This is a genomic window from Cupriavidus pauculus, from assembly GCF_008693385.1.
In the GTDB taxonomy this organism is placed as follows: domain Bacteria; phylum Pseudomonadota; class Gammaproteobacteria; order Burkholderiales; family Burkholderiaceae; genus Cupriavidus; species Cupriavidus pauculus_D.
This window is the reverse complement of record NZ_CP044067.1, coordinates 2,583,853-2,598,443: the sequence shown is the minus strand read 5'-3', so window position 1 is coordinate 2,598,443 and position 14,591 is coordinate 2,583,853. Positions and strand designations below refer to the sequence as shown.

The following is a 14,591-nucleotide window of genomic DNA, read 5'->3' as shown; positions in this document are numbered from 1 at the left end:
CCGTGCCCGCCGCCATGCCATTACCGACCCGACTCAACTGGGATGACCTTCGCATTTTCCTCGAGGTCAATCGCAGCAAGACCCTGACTGCCGCGGCGCGGCAGCTTCGCATCGACGACTCCACCGTCAGCCGCCGGATTGCGGCGCTCGAGGCGTCGCTCAACGAGACGCTTTTCATTCGGGACAGTGCGGGGCTGCATCCCACGCCGCGGGGCCTGGAGCTGCTGACCTGCGTGCAGGACATGGAGCGCGGGGCGCTGGCCATTACCGAGCCAGCGATCGCCAGCGACCGGACGCCGTGCGGGCACGTGCGGGTGGCGACGATGGAGGGAATTGCCTCGCTCTACCTTGCCGCGGAGTTCGTGGCGCTACGCGAACGGTTTCCGTTGCTCGAGGTCGAGCTCGTGACCTCGTCCAACCAGGTGCAGGTGAACCGTCGCGAGGCCGATATCTTTATCAGCTTCTTTCCGTCGGCGGGGCGCGGGCTCGCGGTATCGGCGATCGGGGCGTTTCAGCTCCATCTCTACGCCGCGCCGGAATACCTCGAACGCGCGGGCACGCCGCGATCGGTCGATGACCTCGCCGGTCACGACTTCGTGTCCTATGTCGACGATCTGATTCAGCTCGATACGGTGCGATGGCTACGCGAAGGCGTACCGAATCCGCGCGTGGTCTTCCACTCGTCGAGCATGCTCGCGCAGATGTTCTCCGCGGCGGGCGGGGGCGGAATCGTGATGCTGCCGACGTTTGCCCGGGCCGAGCGATTCGGGCTCGTGCGGGTGCTGGGTCGGCGGGTGGAGGTGGAGCGCATGCTGTACCTTGCCGTGCACAAGGAGTTGCAGCATACGCCCCGGGTGAAGGCGGTGTGTGGCTACCTGCAGGAGATCATTGCGCGGGATTATCCCGCGCGATAACCCTCAGAACCCGATACGTGCCTGCACGTACACCGTCCGCGGCGCACCGACGAGGCGGCCGGCGTTGCCGTCGGCGGTACGCGTGTAGTAGCGCTTGTCGAACAGGTTGTTGATACCGATCGCGATATCCGTACGCTTCATCCGCGGCACCTTGAACATGCCCTGGATGTTCCAGACACGGTAACCCGGGATCTTGCCGTTGCTGCCGTCCGCCGACTCCTGCACCGTATTCGCGAGATCCGAGAACTGCGAACTCTGGTGCGTGGTCGCGATATTGAACGTCCACTCGCGCCAGTTGTAGCGCGCGCCCACCGTGTCCGTGTTCCGCGAATAGAACGGCACGTCGAGGCCCGCCGTCGTGCCGGACTTCTGGATCGCGCGCGTGTACGTGTAGTTGGCATACACGTTCAGGCCCGCCAGCAGGCTCTTCTGGTCGAACGAGTAGTCGATGGCCGCTTCCACGCCGTCGTGGTCCGTCGCGCCGATGTTCTGGAACGTGGCCGGCACCAGCCCCGGTACCTGAAGAATCTGGTTGTCGAACTTGATCTTGAACGCGCTCAGCTCGGCCTTGATCTGGTTGTCCGTCCAGCGCGTCCCCACTTCGAACGTGCGCGCCACTTCAGGCGACAGCGGGTTGTTCGGCGTCTGCGAGTTCAGCTGGATGTTCTGCACCGGGCCGAACGACGTGCTGTAGTCCGCGAACACGGTCCATGCATTGTTGACCAGATACGAGACATTGATCGCCGGCAGCGGCTTGTTGTTCACGCTCTCGAATTGCGAGGCCGTGCCGCGCTGCTGGCGGCTCGTGTCGATATGCTCGAAGCGCAGGCCCGGCGTCACACGCCAGTTGCCGATCGCGATCCGGTCGTCGATATAGACCGCATGCGCGTCGGTCGCATTGTCGAACGTGGTGGTCGGCCCCGTGACGCCGGTCGTGGCGTTGACGTTGTACGAATTGTCGTCGCCACGCTCTCGCACGTAGCGATAGCCCACGGTAATGTCATGCAGGGTGGGCCCGAGCGCCAGGCGATGCGTGTAGCGCGGCTCGATGCCGAACGTCGAGTAGTTGCGCGGCTGGTGCACGAGGTTCGCGCCGCTGGTCAGCGTGCTCTGGCGGTAGCTGTCGTTATAGAACGTGCGGATCTCGAACTCCTGGTTGTCGGAGATCGCGTTCACGTAGCCGAGATCGAAGCCGTAGCGATTGCCGCTCCAGTAGTCGTTTGGACGCGTGTTCTGGAACGGGTCGGCATTGAATTGCGCCACCGTGAGGCCACCGGGCGTGCGCGACTTCACGTCGTAGTACGAAACCTTGCCGTAGAACTGCTGCGAGGGCGTCAGGTCGTACGAAAACTTGACGGCCATGTCGTTCACGTCGTCGTCGCTGCCCTTGCGCCATTCGCGGCCCGTCTGGCCCGAATACAGGAACGCAAGGCCGAGGCCGCTGTCGAGCGTGGTGCCGACGAACGCGTTGTACTGCGTGTTGGAGCCACCCGTGGTGAAGATGTTCTCGCGAATCGCGGCGTCGCCCGTAATGCCGGGGCCCGCCGGAATCGGCTTGGTCGTGAAGTTGATGATGCCGCCGACGTTCTGCGGGCCGTAGCGCACCGAACCGCCGCTGCGCACGACGTCGATCGAATCGATATTGCCGAGGCTCACCGGCGCGAACGACAGCTGCGGCTGACCGTAAGGCGCCACCGCGAGCGGGATGCCGTCCAGCAGCACCGTGGAACGCGGCGTATAGCGGCCGGTCAGGCCGCGCACCCCGACGTTGAGCGAAATGGCGCTGCCCGCCGTACCGGAGTTGTCGCTCGACTGCACGCCAGGCACGCGGCGCAGCACGTCGCCGATATTGGACGCGCCGCTCTGGTCGATCTGGGTCTGGTTGACGACCGTGCGCGCGCCCGCGAAACCCTTGACGCTGTTCTGCAGGCCCGAGCCGAGCCAGTTGCCGGTCACCTGAATCGTGTCCAGCGTGACTTCTTTCTGTGCATCGGCGGGTGCCTGCTGGGCTGCGGCGGGACCGGACATCGAACACAGCAGCATGACGGCACCGGCTGTCGCGCAAAGCGCCAGGCGTTGACCGGCAAGGGGAGCGGCAGGCAGGCCGCGACGGCTCGAAACCATCTCTTTCTTCTCCAGCGTGTTTATTAAGATCACAAAATTCCGGCGATTGTAAATGATAATCGTTATCGGATTTTGTGCTGCCGTGAAAGAAAGACATACGGCCCGCATGCCGTTGCGGCCGCGCGACACGGGTAACCGCGTGTCGCAATGGGAACGCCCAAAACATCGGGAAATACCACATTGCAACACAAAAAACACTTTTGCCAACCGGTTCCCGCACGGGTGCCAGGCCTAGCTCATGATCCCGATATGCCAGGGCACGAACTCATGGTCGCCGAGCCCGAGCAGCTCGCTCTTGCTCGGCGCGCCCGAAGCGGTCCGCAGCATCAGCCGGAAAATCTCCTCGCCCACCTGCTCGATGGTCTTCTCGCCGTCGAGGATCGTGCCGCAATTGATGTCCATGTCCTCTTCGAGGCGCCGGTACATCGGCGAGTTGGTCGCGAGCTTCACGCTGGGCACGGGCTTGGCGCCGAACATCGAGCCGCGGCCCGTGGTGAACGCGATGAGATTCGCGCCGCCGGCGATCTGCCCCGTCGCGGAGACCGGATCGTACCCGGGCGTGTCCATAAACACCAGCCCGTGTTCGGTTACCGGCTCCGCGTAACGGTAGACGGCCATCAGCGGGCCCGTGCCACCCTTCATCGACGACCCCAGCGACTTCTCGAAGATGTTCGCGAGCCCGCCCATCTGATTGCCGGGGCTGACCGCACCATTGATCTGCACGTCGCGCCCCACCGAGTACTCGTCCTTCCACCAGCGCACGCGTTCGATCAGCTTCTCGCCCACCGCGCGGCTGCGTGCGCGGCGCGTCAGCGTATGCTCGACGCCGTAGATCTCGGGCGTCTCGGACAGGATCGCCGTACCGCCGTGGCGCGCCAGCAGATCGACGGCCGCGCCGAGCGCCGGATTGGCCGTGATCGACGAGAAGCCGTCCGAGCCGCCGCATTGCAGGCCCACCGTCAGATGGCTCGCCGGCACCGTGGTGCGCGAGACGCGGTTGACCTCGGGCAGCATCTCGCGCACGGCGGCGATGCCCGCCTCAATGGTCTGACGCGTGCCGCCGGTTTCCTGCATCACGAACGCGCGCAGCAGCGGTCCCGCCGCGAGCGACTGCGTATCGAGCAGCCCTTTCAGCTGGTTGCGCTCGCAGCCCAGGCCCACGACGAGCGCGCCACCGACATTGGCATGCCGCGCGTAGCCGGCCATGGTCCGGCGCAGCAGGTCCATCGGCTCGCCGGTCATCTCCATGCCGCAGCCCAGCGAATGGCTGAACGCCACCACACCGTCGACGTTCGGATAGTCCGCAAGCCGCTCGGGCGTGAACCACTCGGCGATCTTTTTCACCACCGTGGCCGAGCAGTTGACCGTGGAGAGGATCGCCAGATAGTTGCGCGTGCCCACGCGGCCGTCGGCCCGGACGATGCCTTCGAACGTGGCCTGCTGCGCCTGCGGCACCGACACCACGGGCACGTAGTCGCGCGCATGCGCATAGTCGCGCTCGTACTCCTGAAAGCTGATGTTGTGCGAATGCACGTAGCTGCCCGGCGCGATATCGGTCGCGGCAAAGCCGATGCACGTGTTGTACTTCACGATCGGCTCGCCCGCGCGTATCGCGCGCGCGGCAATCTTGTGCCCGGCCGGCACCTGCCCGCGAATGCTCCAGTCCTCGCCCGGCACGGTGTCGCCGATGGCGACGTTGATGCGCGCCACATAGACGTTGTCCGAGGGATGCAGGCGGATGCACGGGCCCGCCACCACCTTGCTGCCGATATGGCCAATCTCTGCGATGCTTTCCATACGCGTCCTTACTCCGGCTGAATATTGGCCGACTTCACGATCGCGGCCCACCTGGGCACCTCCGCGGTCATGAACTGGCCGAACTGATCGGGATTGGTGCCGACGATCGTGAGCCCCTGCTCCTGGAACTTGCCGCGCACGTCGGGCGTGTTGAGCGCGGCGCTCACTTCGTCGCTGATCCGGCGCGCGATCGGCTTCGGCGCGCTGGCGGGCAGGAACAGGCCGTACCACGTGAGCACCTCGAAGTCCCTGAGTCCGGATTCCGATACCGTCGGCACCTGCGGCAGCGTCTGCGCGCGCGCCAGGCTCGATACCGCGATCGCGCGCAGCTTGCCGGACCTGATGAACGGCGCGGCCACGGGCACGTTGGCGAACGCGACCTGCACGTTGCCGGCCATGACGTCGGTCAGCGCGGCGGACTCGCCCTTGTAGGGCACGTGCGTGAGCCTGATGCCGGCCATCTTGTTGAACAGCTCGCCCGCGATATGCTGGGGCCCGCCCGCGCCCGACGACGCGAAGTTGGCGAGCTTGCCCGCGCGCGCGAGGTCCATCACTTCCCTGAGCGTGGTGGCCGGAACCGATGGCGTGACCACCATCACGAGCGGCATCGAGACCAGCTGCGTCACGGGGAGGAAGTCGCGGATCGGGTCGTATTGCAGCTTGCCGTACATGCTCGGCGCGATGACCATCGTCGATTGCGACGCCAGCATCATCGAATAGCCGTCGCCCGCGGCCTGCGCGACATTGGTCGCCGCCAGCGTGCCCGTGGCGCCTGGCCGGTTCTCGACCACCACCGACTGGCCCATCTGCTTCGACAGCTGCGTGCCGATCTGGCGCGCGACGATATCGGCGCCGCCGCCGGGCGCGAAGCCGACCACGATGCGGATGGGCTTGCTGGGATAAGCGTCCGAGGCGTAGGCCGGCACGGCGAGGATGCCCGCCGCCAGCGCCATGCCCGTCAGCGCGCGATGCAGGCATCGCGAGATTGGATGATCCATGTTCCGTCTCCTGTGGTGATCGAATGTCCCGCAGCGGTGTCTCGCGACATCGAGGCCCGCTGTCTTGAGCCGGATGGTAGAAGAAGGCAGAATCTCAAAACAGTGTTGTCTGACGCATTCAAACCGCAAGGATTTTGCGTTTTATGGATATCCGTTTTCTGCAGAGCTTCGTCGCCGTCGTCGAGTACGGATCGTTTGCCGAGGCCGCGCGGCGGCTGGGGCTGACGCCCAACGCGATTGCCGCGCGCGTCAAGGCGCTCGAGGACGCGCTCGACATTCCGCTCGTGCAGCGCGCGGGCCGCACCGTCATGCCGACGCAGGGCGGGTTGCGCATTCTGGCGAGGTCCCGCGCGGTGGTACGCGACGTGCGCGACCTCGGCGCGATGGCCCATGACGATTCCATGGGCGGCGAGCTGCGGCTGGGCGTCTCCAGCTCGGCGCTCACGGGACTGTTGCCCCGCATTCTCAAGCGCCTCTACGCGCGGCATCCGCGGCTGAAGATCTTCGTCGAGCCCGGCACGTCGTCGCACCTGTATCGCTCGGTGGTCTCGGGCGACCTCGACGCCGGCCTCATCGTGATGCCGCAGTTCGCGATGCCCAAGGCCTTCGCGTGGAAGGTGCTCGTGGAGGAGCCGTTCATCGTGCTCGCGCCCGGCGCACTCGCGCATCGCGAGCCGCACGACCTGCTGCGCAGCGAGCCGTTTATCCGCTACGACCGCGCGATGTGGGGCGGCATGGTCGCGGACCGGTACCTGCAGTCGCACAATATCGCCCCGCACGAACGGCTCGAGATCGATGCGCTTAATGCCATCGCGTCGATGGTGGACGCGGGGCTCGGCGTGTCGCTGGTCCCGGACTGGGCACGGCCGTGGCCCGAGGGGCTCGACGTGGCGCGCATCGCGCTGCCGAAGCCCGCGCCCGTGCGCCGCATCGGATTGCTATGGTCGCCGAAAGGACCGCACGCCGCGATTGCGGAAGCCTTTCTGGCGTCAGTGGGCTGAAGCGGCCGCACCCCGGTGCCCGACCATCGAGAAGTCCTCGAAGGTACGCGTCGATGATTACTCCGCCTTCGCGCCGGATTCCTTCACCACCTTTGCCCACTTGGCAATCTCGCTCTTCTGATAGGCGGCAAGCTTGTCCGGCGTGCCGAGGACCGGATCGAGTCCCAGCGTCGCCAGCTTCTGCTTGACGTCCGGCAATTCGAAGATGCGGTTCAATTCCGCGTTGAGCTTGTCGACGATCTCCTTCGGCGTGCCCGCCGGCGCGAACACCGCGAACCACGATTCCGCTTCATACCCTGGCAGTCCCTGCTCCGCGATGGTCGGAATATCCGGCGCCGAAGGCGAACGCTTCGCGCTCGTCACGCCCAGTGCGCGCAGCTTGCCCTCCTTGACCACCGGCAGCGCCGACGGCAGGTTGTCGAACATCATCGTGATATGGCCGCCGAGCAGATCGGGAATCGCCATCGCGCGGCCCTTGTAAGGCACGTGCGTGATCCGGGTTCCGGCCATCGTATTGAACAGCTCGCCCGAAACATGCAGCGACGTGCCGACGCCCGGCGTGCCGAAGGTCAGCTGCCCCGGCTTGCTCTTGGCCAGCGCGATGAGTTCCTGCACATTCTTCGCCGGCACGGACGGATGCACGACGAGCACGTTCGGCGTGGAGGCGAGCAGGATCACCGGCACGAAGTCCTTGACCATGTCGTACGGCATCTTCGTGTACAGCGCGCCGTTGATCGAGTGCGTGCCAACCGTGCCGAGCGCGAGCGTATAGCCGTCGGGGGGCGCGTGCGCGACGGCCTCCGCGCCGATATTGCCGCCCGCGCCGGGCTTGTTGTCCACCACGACCGACTGGCCCCACGACGGCGAGATCTTCTCCGAGAACGTGCGCGCGAGGATATCGGGCGCGCCGCCACTGGGGAACCCGACGACCACGCGGATCGGCTTGCTGGGATAGGCCTGGGCGCGCGCGGCGGGCGTGCCCAGGGTGGCAACGGCGGTGACACCCGCGAGCACGGCGAGCGCGAACGCGCGCCGGGCGGGGAGCGATGCAATACCAATACGCATGGGGGCTGTCTCCAATCTTGTTATGGATATCGTTGATGCGGTACTGCGGTGATGCCTCGATACGGTGACACGAAACCTCAGATGCCGTGGCCGAACTCCTCTTCCACCCTGTCCTTCAGCCGGCGCATGCCGCTCAGCCAGCGATCGTAGTCCTGTCCCTTGCGGCGGTAGTATTCGAGGACTTCCTCGTGCGGCAGGATCAGAAAGCGTTCGGCGCGAATGCCGTCGATCGTCAGCTCCGCCACCCTCTCCGGATCGAGCGCGCCCGCCTGCAGGAAGCCCTTGCGCGTGCCGTCCTTGCCGAGCAGCATGGGCGTGCGCACGCCTTGCGGACAAAGACAGCTGACGCGGATACCGCGATCATGGTATGCGATCGACAGCCACTCGGCAAAGCCGATCGCCGCATGCTTGGTCATCGAGTACGACGCGGAACCGATCTGCGACAGCAGTCCCGCCGCCGACACCGTGTTGACGAAATAACCGCTGCCGCGCTCGAGCATCTGCGGCATGACCGAATTCGCCGCATGCACGTGCCCCATCACGTTGACGCCCCAGGTCTGCCGCCACTCGACGTCGGTGGTTTCCAGCCCCTTTCGCACCATGACGCCGGCATTCGAGCAGAATATGTCGATGCCGCCGAAGCGCTTCGTCACCGCATCGACCATCGACTGCACGGCCTCCTGACTGCCGACGTCGACGCGATGGGCGCTCACGTCGCAATGCGGATACTTGGTCCTCAGGACACCGGCGACCGCCGCCGCGCGGGACAGGTCGATATCGACCACCGCGACGGCGCACGCGCCCTTGGCCACGAACTGCGCGGCCAGCGCCTCGCCAATCCCGGAGCCACCCCCGGTCACGACCACGCGTTTGCGACGAATCTCCATGGAACTGCCCCCTGTCGAGTTGAACGAATGTTTGCAGGCGCGGCCGTCAGGCCGCGTGGTGCCAGAGCCGTTGCTCCAGCGTATGTGCGAGCTCGCGGATGCGCGGGCCGAGATTGGTCTCGAGAATCTCGGGCGATAGCCGTGTCGATGCGCCGCCGATATTGATGGACAGCACCTCGGTGCCATCTTCCAGCCGCACGGGCGCCGCCACACCGCTGACCGAACGGTCCCACTCCGCATGCGCCACGCAGAACCCGCGCCGCGCGTACTCGCGCAGCGTGCGGTCGAGTTTCGTACGCAGCGCGGGCCAGCGCGCGCCGTAGAACCGTTCCAGTTCGGCGAGTACCGCCGCGCGCCGCGCGGGGTCGAGTCCGGCAAGCCAGGCGCGGCCGATGGCCGAGCTCGCCATCGGCAGCCGCGAGCCCGGCGTGAGTCGCATGACGAGGCCGCCGCGCGGCTGGCAGGCCTCGAGGTAGAGCATGTCGTGGCGGTCGGGCGCGGCCAGCGCGACCGTGCATCCCGTGGCGAATGCGAGCGACTGCATCAGCGGCTGCGCGACATCGCGAATGCCCGCGCCCGACAGATAGCGATGCGCGGGCAGCAGCGCGCCCTGCCCCACGCGGTATTTCTCGTGGCTCTCCACGTAGACGAGGTAGCCGAGGCTCGCGAGCGTATAGGTCAGGCGCGAGACAGTGGGCCGCGGAATGCCCGTGCGGCGCGACAGCTCGGCATTGCCGAGGTAGTCGTCGCCGGGCCCGAAGGCGCGCAGCAGTTCGAGCCCGCGCGCGAGCGCGCCGACGAAATTGCGGTCGCCATCGTCGATGGGACATACGGTCTCGCCGGACACGAGGGCCGCGTCTACAGGCTGCGGAATCGAAGTGGATCGCTTCATGCAAGGCTGGCGTCGAGGAGGATGGACCAGAAGATGCGCACGGATGATATGTGGCACATCGATGGACGATATTGACCTCGTACATATCCCGTGCACATCGGGCGCACGGCGTCACGCGAAGCACTGTCCGCCACCCGGACCGCGCCGCAAATCAGGGATTCCACTGAGGAAAATTCCTACAAAAGTCCGCGTATTCAGGCCGCTATTTCGATCTGCGGAATACGCGGCCATATCGCTTGACGGTGGGCAAACGGCCATGCAAAAGTCCGCTGAACAAAAAACGAACGACCGTGCACAACACGGCGGCACGGGGACCTACCCAAGGAGACGACCGTGGCTTTGTTCTTTCAGCAGTTCCTCAACGGGCTCACACTCGGCGGCGTGTATAGCCTGGTGGCACTGGGCCTCACGCTGGTCTACGGCATCCTGCACGTGCCGAACTTCGCGCATGGTGCGTTCTACATGGCCGGCGCGTATGTGTCCTACTTCCTGATGACGTCGTATGGCGTCAACTACTGGCTGGCGATGCTCGCGGCAGCCGGCGCCGTGGCATGCCTCTCGATGCTGGCGGACCGGCTCGTGTTCCATCCGCTGCGCAACGCGCCGGAAGTGCACGACATGATCGCGGCCATCGGCATCCTGCTCTTTCTCGAAGCCGGCGCGCAGGCGCTATGGGGCGCGGAGTTCCATCGCATGCCGACGCCCTACGGGCAAATGGTGGAACTATTCGGCTTGACCGCGCCGATGCAGCGGCTGCTGATCATCGCCGCGGCGTTCGGGCTCATGGTGCTGCTGCATCTGTTCCTGACGCGCACGGTCACCGGGTCCACCATCGTGGCGATGGCGCAGAACCGCGAAGGCGCCGCACTGGTCGGCATCGACGCGACGCGCGTCACGCTGCTGGTGTTCGCGATCTCGGGCGCGCTGGCCGCGGTGGCCGCCACGCTCTATGCGCCGATCAACCTCGTTTATCCGAGCATGGGCAACCTAGTGATCACCAAGGCGTTCGTGATCATCATCCTCGGCGGCATGGGCAGCATTCCCGGCGCCATCGTCGGCGGCCTGATCATCGGCATGGCCGAAAGCTTCGGTGGCTTCTACGTGTCCACCGACTACAAGGACATCATCGCCTTCCTGCTGCTCGTGCTGATTCTCTCGGTACGCCCGCAGGGATTGTTTGCCGGCCGCATGGCCTGAGGAGTCCTCCATGACATCACTGCAAGGCAAGGCCGGCTGGGCCCTGCTGCTGGCCATCGCCATCGCGTTTCCGCTGTGCGTGCCCAACAGCTACTTCATCACCGTGACGACGCTCGCGTTCATCTATGCCATCGCCACGCTGGGCCTGAACCTGCTGACCGGCTATACCGGCCAGCTCAACCTCGCGCACGGCGGCTTCATGGCCATCGGCGCGTACACGCTCGGCATCCTCACCGTCGATCACGGCGTGCCGTTCTGGGCCGCGTTCGCGCTCTCGGGCTGCGTCTGCATGGCGGCGGGATGCGTGATCGGCGCGGTATCGCTGCGGCTCAAGGGCCATTACTTCGCGATCTTCACGATGTGCATCGGCTACATCATCTACCTGCTGATCGAGAAATGGGAGTCGCTCACGCACGGCACGGTCGGCCTGATCGGCATTCCGGTGCCCGCGTCCATCGGACCGGTCGCTTTCGACAGCGTCACCGCGCAGTACTACCTCGTGCTGGCCTTCCTCGTCGTGGGCACCTTCCTCATGCATCGCATCGTCACGTCGCTGCTCGGCCGCAGCCTGATGGCCGTACGCAACAGCGACGTGCTTGCCGAAGCGCTGGGCATCGACCTGATGCGCACCAAGATGCTGTCGTTCGTGCTGTCGGTGGGCTACGCGGGATTCGCGGGCGCGCTCTACGCGGGACAGGTGCGTTTTCTCGGCCCCGATATCGCGCGCACCGACCTTACGTTCGACATGGTCATGGCGATGCTCGTCGGCGGCACCGGCACGCTGCTCGGGCCGCTGCTCGGCTCCGTGCTCGTGCCGTGGGTCACGCAGACGCTGCAGTTCCTGCAGGACTACCGCATGCTGGTGTTCGGGCCGGTGCTGGTGCTGCTGATCATCTTCTTCCCCGAAGGCATCGTGGGTGCGTATCTGGCCCGCCGCGCCAGGCGCGCGGCCGCGTTGCGGCGCGCATCGGCACGCGACGCCCGCGAGGGGGGAGACCGGCACGCAGCCGCCGCGCGCCGCCCCATGACGACCCGCCCGGGAGCCGACCATGCTTGAAATCCGCAACCTGACGAAAACGTTCGGCGGGCTGACCGCGGTCAGCGATGTCTCGGTGACGTTCGAAGCCGGGCAGATCAACGCGATCATCGGCCCGAACGGCGCCGGCAAGACGACGTTCTTCAACCTGATCGCGGGCACGCATGCGCCGACGTCGGGCCAGATCGCGTTCAAGGGCACCGACATCGCCGGGCAGCGCGCGGACCGGATCGCCCGCCTGGGCCTGGCGCGCACGTTTCAGGCCACCGCGCTGTTCGATCGCGCCACCGTGCTGGACAACCTGATCGTCGGCCACCGGCTGCGCACGCAGTCGGGACTGGCCGATGTGCTGCTGCACACGCGGCGCTGGCGCGAGGAGGAAGCGCGCTGCCGCGACAAGGCCGAGGCCGCGCTCGACTTCGTCGGCCTCTCGCACCTCGCGCACGAACTGGCTGGCGACATCACGCAGGAAGCGCGCAAGCGCGTGGCGTTCGCGCTCGCGTGGACCACCGATCCGGAACTGCTGCTGCTCGACGAGCCGGCCGGCGGCGTCAACCCCGAGGAGACGGTCGGCCTGTCCGAGCTTATCCGCAAGATGGTGCGCCATGGCAAGACGGTCTGCCTGATCGAACACAAGATGGACATGATCATGCGCATTGCCGACAAGATCATGGTGCTCAACTACGGCCAGAAGATCGCCGAGGGCACGCCCGCGCAGATCCAGCGCGACCCCGTCGTCATCGAAGCCTACCTCGGAGCCGACCATGCTGCAGCTTGAACGCGTATCGCTGTCTTACGGCAGCTTCCGCGCGCTGGAGGACGTCTCGCTCCACGCGGGCGCGGGCGAACTCGTGGTGCTGCTCGGTGCCAACGGCGCGGGCAAGAGCTCCATCTTCCTCGCGATGAGCGGCATTCACCGCCCCAGCGGCGGCAGCATGCGCTTCGACGGCCGCGAGCTGTCCGGCATGAAGCCCTCGCGGATCGTGCAGGCGGGCCTCGTGCATTGCCCAGAGGGACGCAAGCTGTTTCCGGCGATGACCGTCGAGAAGAACCTGACGCTCGGCGCTTATGTGCACCGGCGCGATCGGGCCGGCATCCGCCGGTCGCTCGAAGAGGTCTACGCGCTGTTCCCGATCCTGCATCAGAAACGCGACGATGCGGCGGGCTCGCTTTCGGGCGGCCAGCAGCAGATGGTCGCGCTGGGCCGCGCCTTGATGAGCCGGCCGCGCGCACTGCTGCTCGACGAACCGTCGCTCGGCCTCGCGCCGCTGGTCGTCAGGCAGATGTTCGAGGTCATCCAGCGCATCAACCGCGCGGGCACGACGGTACTGCTCGCGGAACAGAACGCATACGCGGCGCTCGGTATCGCGCACCGCGCCTACGTCATCGAGAGCGGCCGCATCGTGATGGAGGGCGACCGGGACACGCTGCTGAAGGACGAGGGGATTCGCAAGGCGTACATCGGCGGTTAGCAAGCACCACGGCATACACAAGACAAGGAGAGAGACATGAAGGTCAAGACCGTTGCCGCCGCGCTGGCGGCCCTGCTGGCGACCGTGCCGGCATTCGCGCAGGAAGTCGTCAAGCTCGGCTATACGGGCCCGCTCTCCGGCGGCGCCGCGCTGTATGGCAAGAACGTGCTCTCCGGCGTGCAGATGGCCGTCGACGAGATCAATGCCACCAACCCCGAGATCGGCGGAAAGAAAGTGAAGTTCGAAGTCGTCGCGCTCGACGACAAGTACGCGCCGGCCGAAGCCGCGATCAATGCGCGTCGCCTGGTCCAGCAGCACAAGGTGCCGGCCGTGTTCGTGCCGCACTCGGGCGGCATCTTCGCGCTGCAGGCATTCAACGAACAGGAGAAGTTCCTGGTCATGGCGTACTCGAGCGTGCCGCGCATTACCGATGCCGGCAACAAGCTGACCATCCGCATCCCGCCCGCGTACACGGGCTATATCGATCCGTTCGTCAAGGCGCAGATGAAGCGATACGGGAAGAACGTCGCGCTGGTGCCGGCCGATCACGACTACGCCAAGGCGTGGGTGCAGGCCTTCGTGCCCGCATGGGAAGGCGCGGGCGGGAAGGTCGTCGGCAACAATCCGATGTCGTACACCAAGGCCACGGATTTCTACACGGGCGTCTCGCGCGCCATCGCGGACAAGCCCGACGTGATGTTTATCGGCGGCCCGTCGGAGCCGACCGCGCTGGTGGTCAAGCAGGCGCGCGAGCTCGGCTTCAAGGGTGGCTTCATCATCATGGATCAGGCCAAGATGGACGAGATGGCCAAGGTCACCAACGGCCTGGCGATGCTCGAAGGCTCGATCGGCGTCATGCCGCTCGTCAGCGACGCGCGTCCCGTCACGCAGGCGTACAACACGCGCTATCGCAAATCGCACGACAACAAGGACGCCACCACCGAGATGTCGCTGAACTACACCGCGGTGTATGCGCTGGTCGGCGCCATGAAGCTCGCCAACAGCACCAGCGACGCCACGGCAATCCGCGCGAAGATGGCCGACGCGTTCAAGGCGCTGCCGAAGGACGCGAACCCGAACGAGGTGGAAGGCCTCGACGCCAGGGGCGGCACCGTCGCCGATACCGTGGTGGGCTGGGTGCAGAACGGCAAGATCCAGCCCGTGCGGCTGTCGGAGCTCGCAAAGTAATACATGGAGGGAAAGACCGG

General features: G+C 66.0%; 13 protein-coding genes. 7 read left to right on the top strand and 6 right to left on the bottom strand.

Annotation, left to right across the window (positions count from 1 at the left end):
- The first annotated feature begins 14 nt into the window (after nucleotides 1–14).
- A complete protein-coding gene (locus FOB72_RS29850; protein ID WP_150376840.1) occupies nucleotides 15–914 on the top strand; it encodes a LysR family transcriptional regulator in 900 nt (299 codons plus the stop codon).
- Between the two features lie 3 nt (nucleotides 915–917).
- Here the strand turns inward: FOB72_RS29850 and FOB72_RS29845 are convergent, their stop codons facing one another.
- From FOB72_RS29845 to FOB72_RS29835, 3 genes are all read right to left on the bottom strand, one after another.
- Nucleotides 918–3,038 carry a TonB-dependent receptor family protein gene (locus FOB72_RS29845; protein ID WP_150376839.1) on the bottom strand — a complete coding sequence of 707 codons (2,121 nt, stop codon included), beginning with the start codon at nucleotides 3,036–3,038 and terminating at the stop codon, nucleotides 918–920.
- A 231-nt stretch (nucleotides 3,039–3,269) separates the two neighbouring features.
- Nucleotides 3,270–4,835 (bottom strand): UxaA family hydrolase, encoded by a 1,566-nt coding sequence (locus tag FOB72_RS29840; protein WP_150376838.1) that lies wholly within the window; start codon nucleotides 4,833–4,835, stop codon nucleotides 3,270–3,272.
- Nucleotides 4,836–4,843: 8 nt separating this feature from the next.
- On the bottom strand, nucleotides 4,844–5,833 hold the full coding sequence (locus FOB72_RS29835; RefSeq protein WP_150376837.1) for a Bug family tripartite tricarboxylate transporter substrate binding protein: 990 nt from the start codon (nucleotides 5,831–5,833) through the stop codon (nucleotides 4,844–4,846).
- A gap of 143 nt (nucleotides 5,834–5,976) precedes the next feature.
- On the opposite strand from FOB72_RS29835, the gene FOB72_RS29830 reads away from it, so the two are divergent.
- Entirely contained in the window at nucleotides 5,977–6,834 is an 858-nt protein-coding gene (locus FOB72_RS29830) for a LysR family transcriptional regulator (protein ID WP_150376836.1), read from the top strand.
- Nucleotides 6,835–6,891: 57 nt separating this feature from the next.
- Here FOB72_RS29830 and FOB72_RS29825 read toward each other — a convergent pair whose 3' ends face one another.
- The 3 genes from FOB72_RS29825 to FOB72_RS29815 form a co-directional block, all read right to left on the bottom strand.
- Nucleotides 6,892–7,899: a Bug family tripartite tricarboxylate transporter substrate binding protein gene (locus FOB72_RS29825; protein WP_150376835.1), complete on the bottom strand. Its 1,008-nt coding sequence runs from the start codon at nucleotides 7,897–7,899 to the stop codon at nucleotides 6,892–6,894.
- Nucleotides 7,900–7,976: 77 nt separating this feature from the next.
- Nucleotides 7,977–8,786, bottom strand: a complete 810-nt coding sequence (locus FOB72_RS29820; protein ID WP_150376834.1) for an SDR family oxidoreductase — start codon at nucleotides 8,784–8,786, stop codon at nucleotides 7,977–7,979.
- A 46-nt stretch (nucleotides 8,787–8,832) separates the two neighbouring features.
- On the bottom strand, nucleotides 8,833–9,678 hold the full coding sequence (locus FOB72_RS29815) for an IclR family transcriptional regulator (protein ID WP_150376833.1): 846 nt from the start codon (nucleotides 9,676–9,678) through the stop codon (nucleotides 8,833–8,835).
- Nucleotides 9,679–10,011: 333 nt separating this feature from the next.
- On the opposite strand from FOB72_RS29815, the gene FOB72_RS29810 reads away from it, so the two are divergent.
- The 5 genes from FOB72_RS29810 to FOB72_RS29790 are packed head-to-tail and all read left to right on the top strand — an operon-like array spanning nucleotide 10,012 to nucleotide 14,571.
- Nucleotides 10,012–10,875 carry a branched-chain amino acid ABC transporter permease gene (locus FOB72_RS29810; RefSeq protein WP_150376832.1) on the top strand — a complete coding sequence of 288 codons (864 nt, stop codon included), beginning with the start codon at nucleotides 10,012–10,014 and terminating at the stop codon, nucleotides 10,873–10,875.
- Between the two features lie 10 nt (nucleotides 10,876–10,885).
- Nucleotides 10,886–11,932: a branched-chain amino acid ABC transporter permease gene (locus FOB72_RS29805; RefSeq protein ID WP_150376831.1), complete on the top strand. Its 1,047-nt coding sequence runs from the start codon at nucleotides 10,886–10,888 to the stop codon at nucleotides 11,930–11,932.
- Nucleotides 11,925–12,689: an ABC transporter ATP-binding protein gene (locus FOB72_RS29800; RefSeq protein ID WP_150376830.1), complete on the top strand. Its 765-nt coding sequence runs from the start codon at nucleotides 11,925–11,927 to the stop codon at nucleotides 12,687–12,689. The genes FOB72_RS29805 and FOB72_RS29800 overlap by 8 nt, the downstream gene beginning before the upstream one ends.
- Nucleotides 12,676–13,383 carry an ABC transporter ATP-binding protein gene (locus tag FOB72_RS29795; protein ID WP_150376829.1) on the top strand — a complete coding sequence of 236 codons (708 nt, stop codon included), beginning with the start codon at nucleotides 12,676–12,678 and terminating at the stop codon, nucleotides 13,381–13,383. The genes FOB72_RS29800 and FOB72_RS29795 overlap by 14 nt, the downstream gene beginning before the upstream one ends.
- Nucleotides 13,384–13,419: 36 nt before the next feature.
- Complete coding sequence (locus tag FOB72_RS29790) at nucleotides 13,420–14,571, top strand: ABC transporter substrate-binding protein (RefSeq protein ID WP_150376828.1); 1,152 nt, start codon at nucleotides 13,420–13,422, stop codon at nucleotides 14,569–14,571.
- Nucleotides 14,572–14,591 lie beyond the last annotated feature (20 nt).

Coding starts and splice junctions, on each gene's coding strand:
- FOB72_RS29850 (WP_150376840.1), top strand. CDS start 15: ATGCCATTACCGACCCGACTCAACTGGGATGACCTTCGCATTTTCCTC.
- FOB72_RS29845 (WP_150376839.1), bottom strand. CDS start 3,038: ATGGTTTCGAGCCGTCGCGGCCTGCCTGCCGCTCCCCTTGCCGGTCAA.
- FOB72_RS29840 (WP_150376838.1), bottom strand. CDS start 4,835: ATGGAAAGCATCGCAGAGATTGGCCATATCGGCAGCAAGGTGGTGGCG.
- FOB72_RS29835 (WP_150376837.1), bottom strand. CDS start 5,833: ATGGATCATCCAATCTCGCGATGCCTGCATCGCGCGCTGACGGGCATG.
- FOB72_RS29830 (WP_150376836.1), top strand. CDS start 5,977: ATGGATATCCGTTTTCTGCAGAGCTTCGTCGCCGTCGTCGAGTACGGA.
- FOB72_RS29825 (WP_150376835.1), bottom strand. CDS start 7,899: ATGCGTATTGGTATTGCATCGCTCCCCGCCCGGCGCGCGTTCGCGCTC.
- FOB72_RS29820 (WP_150376834.1), bottom strand. CDS start 8,786: ATGGAGATTCGTCGCAAACGCGTGGTCGTGACCGGGGGTGGCTCCGGG.
- FOB72_RS29815 (WP_150376833.1), bottom strand. CDS start 9,678: ATGAAGCGATCCACTTCGATTCCGCAGCCTGTAGACGCGGCCCTCGTG.
- FOB72_RS29805 (WP_150376831.1), top strand. CDS start 10,886: ATGACATCACTGCAAGGCAAGGCCGGCTGGGCCCTGCTGCTGGCCATC.
- FOB72_RS29800 (WP_150376830.1), top strand. CDS start 11,925: ATGCTTGAAATCCGCAACCTGACGAAAACGTTCGGCGGGCTGACCGCG.
- FOB72_RS29795 (WP_150376829.1), top strand. CDS start 12,676: ATGCTGCAGCTTGAACGCGTATCGCTGTCTTACGGCAGCTTCCGCGCG.
- FOB72_RS29790 (WP_150376828.1), top strand. CDS start 13,420: ATGAAGGTCAAGACCGTTGCCGCCGCGCTGGCGGCCCTGCTGGCGACC.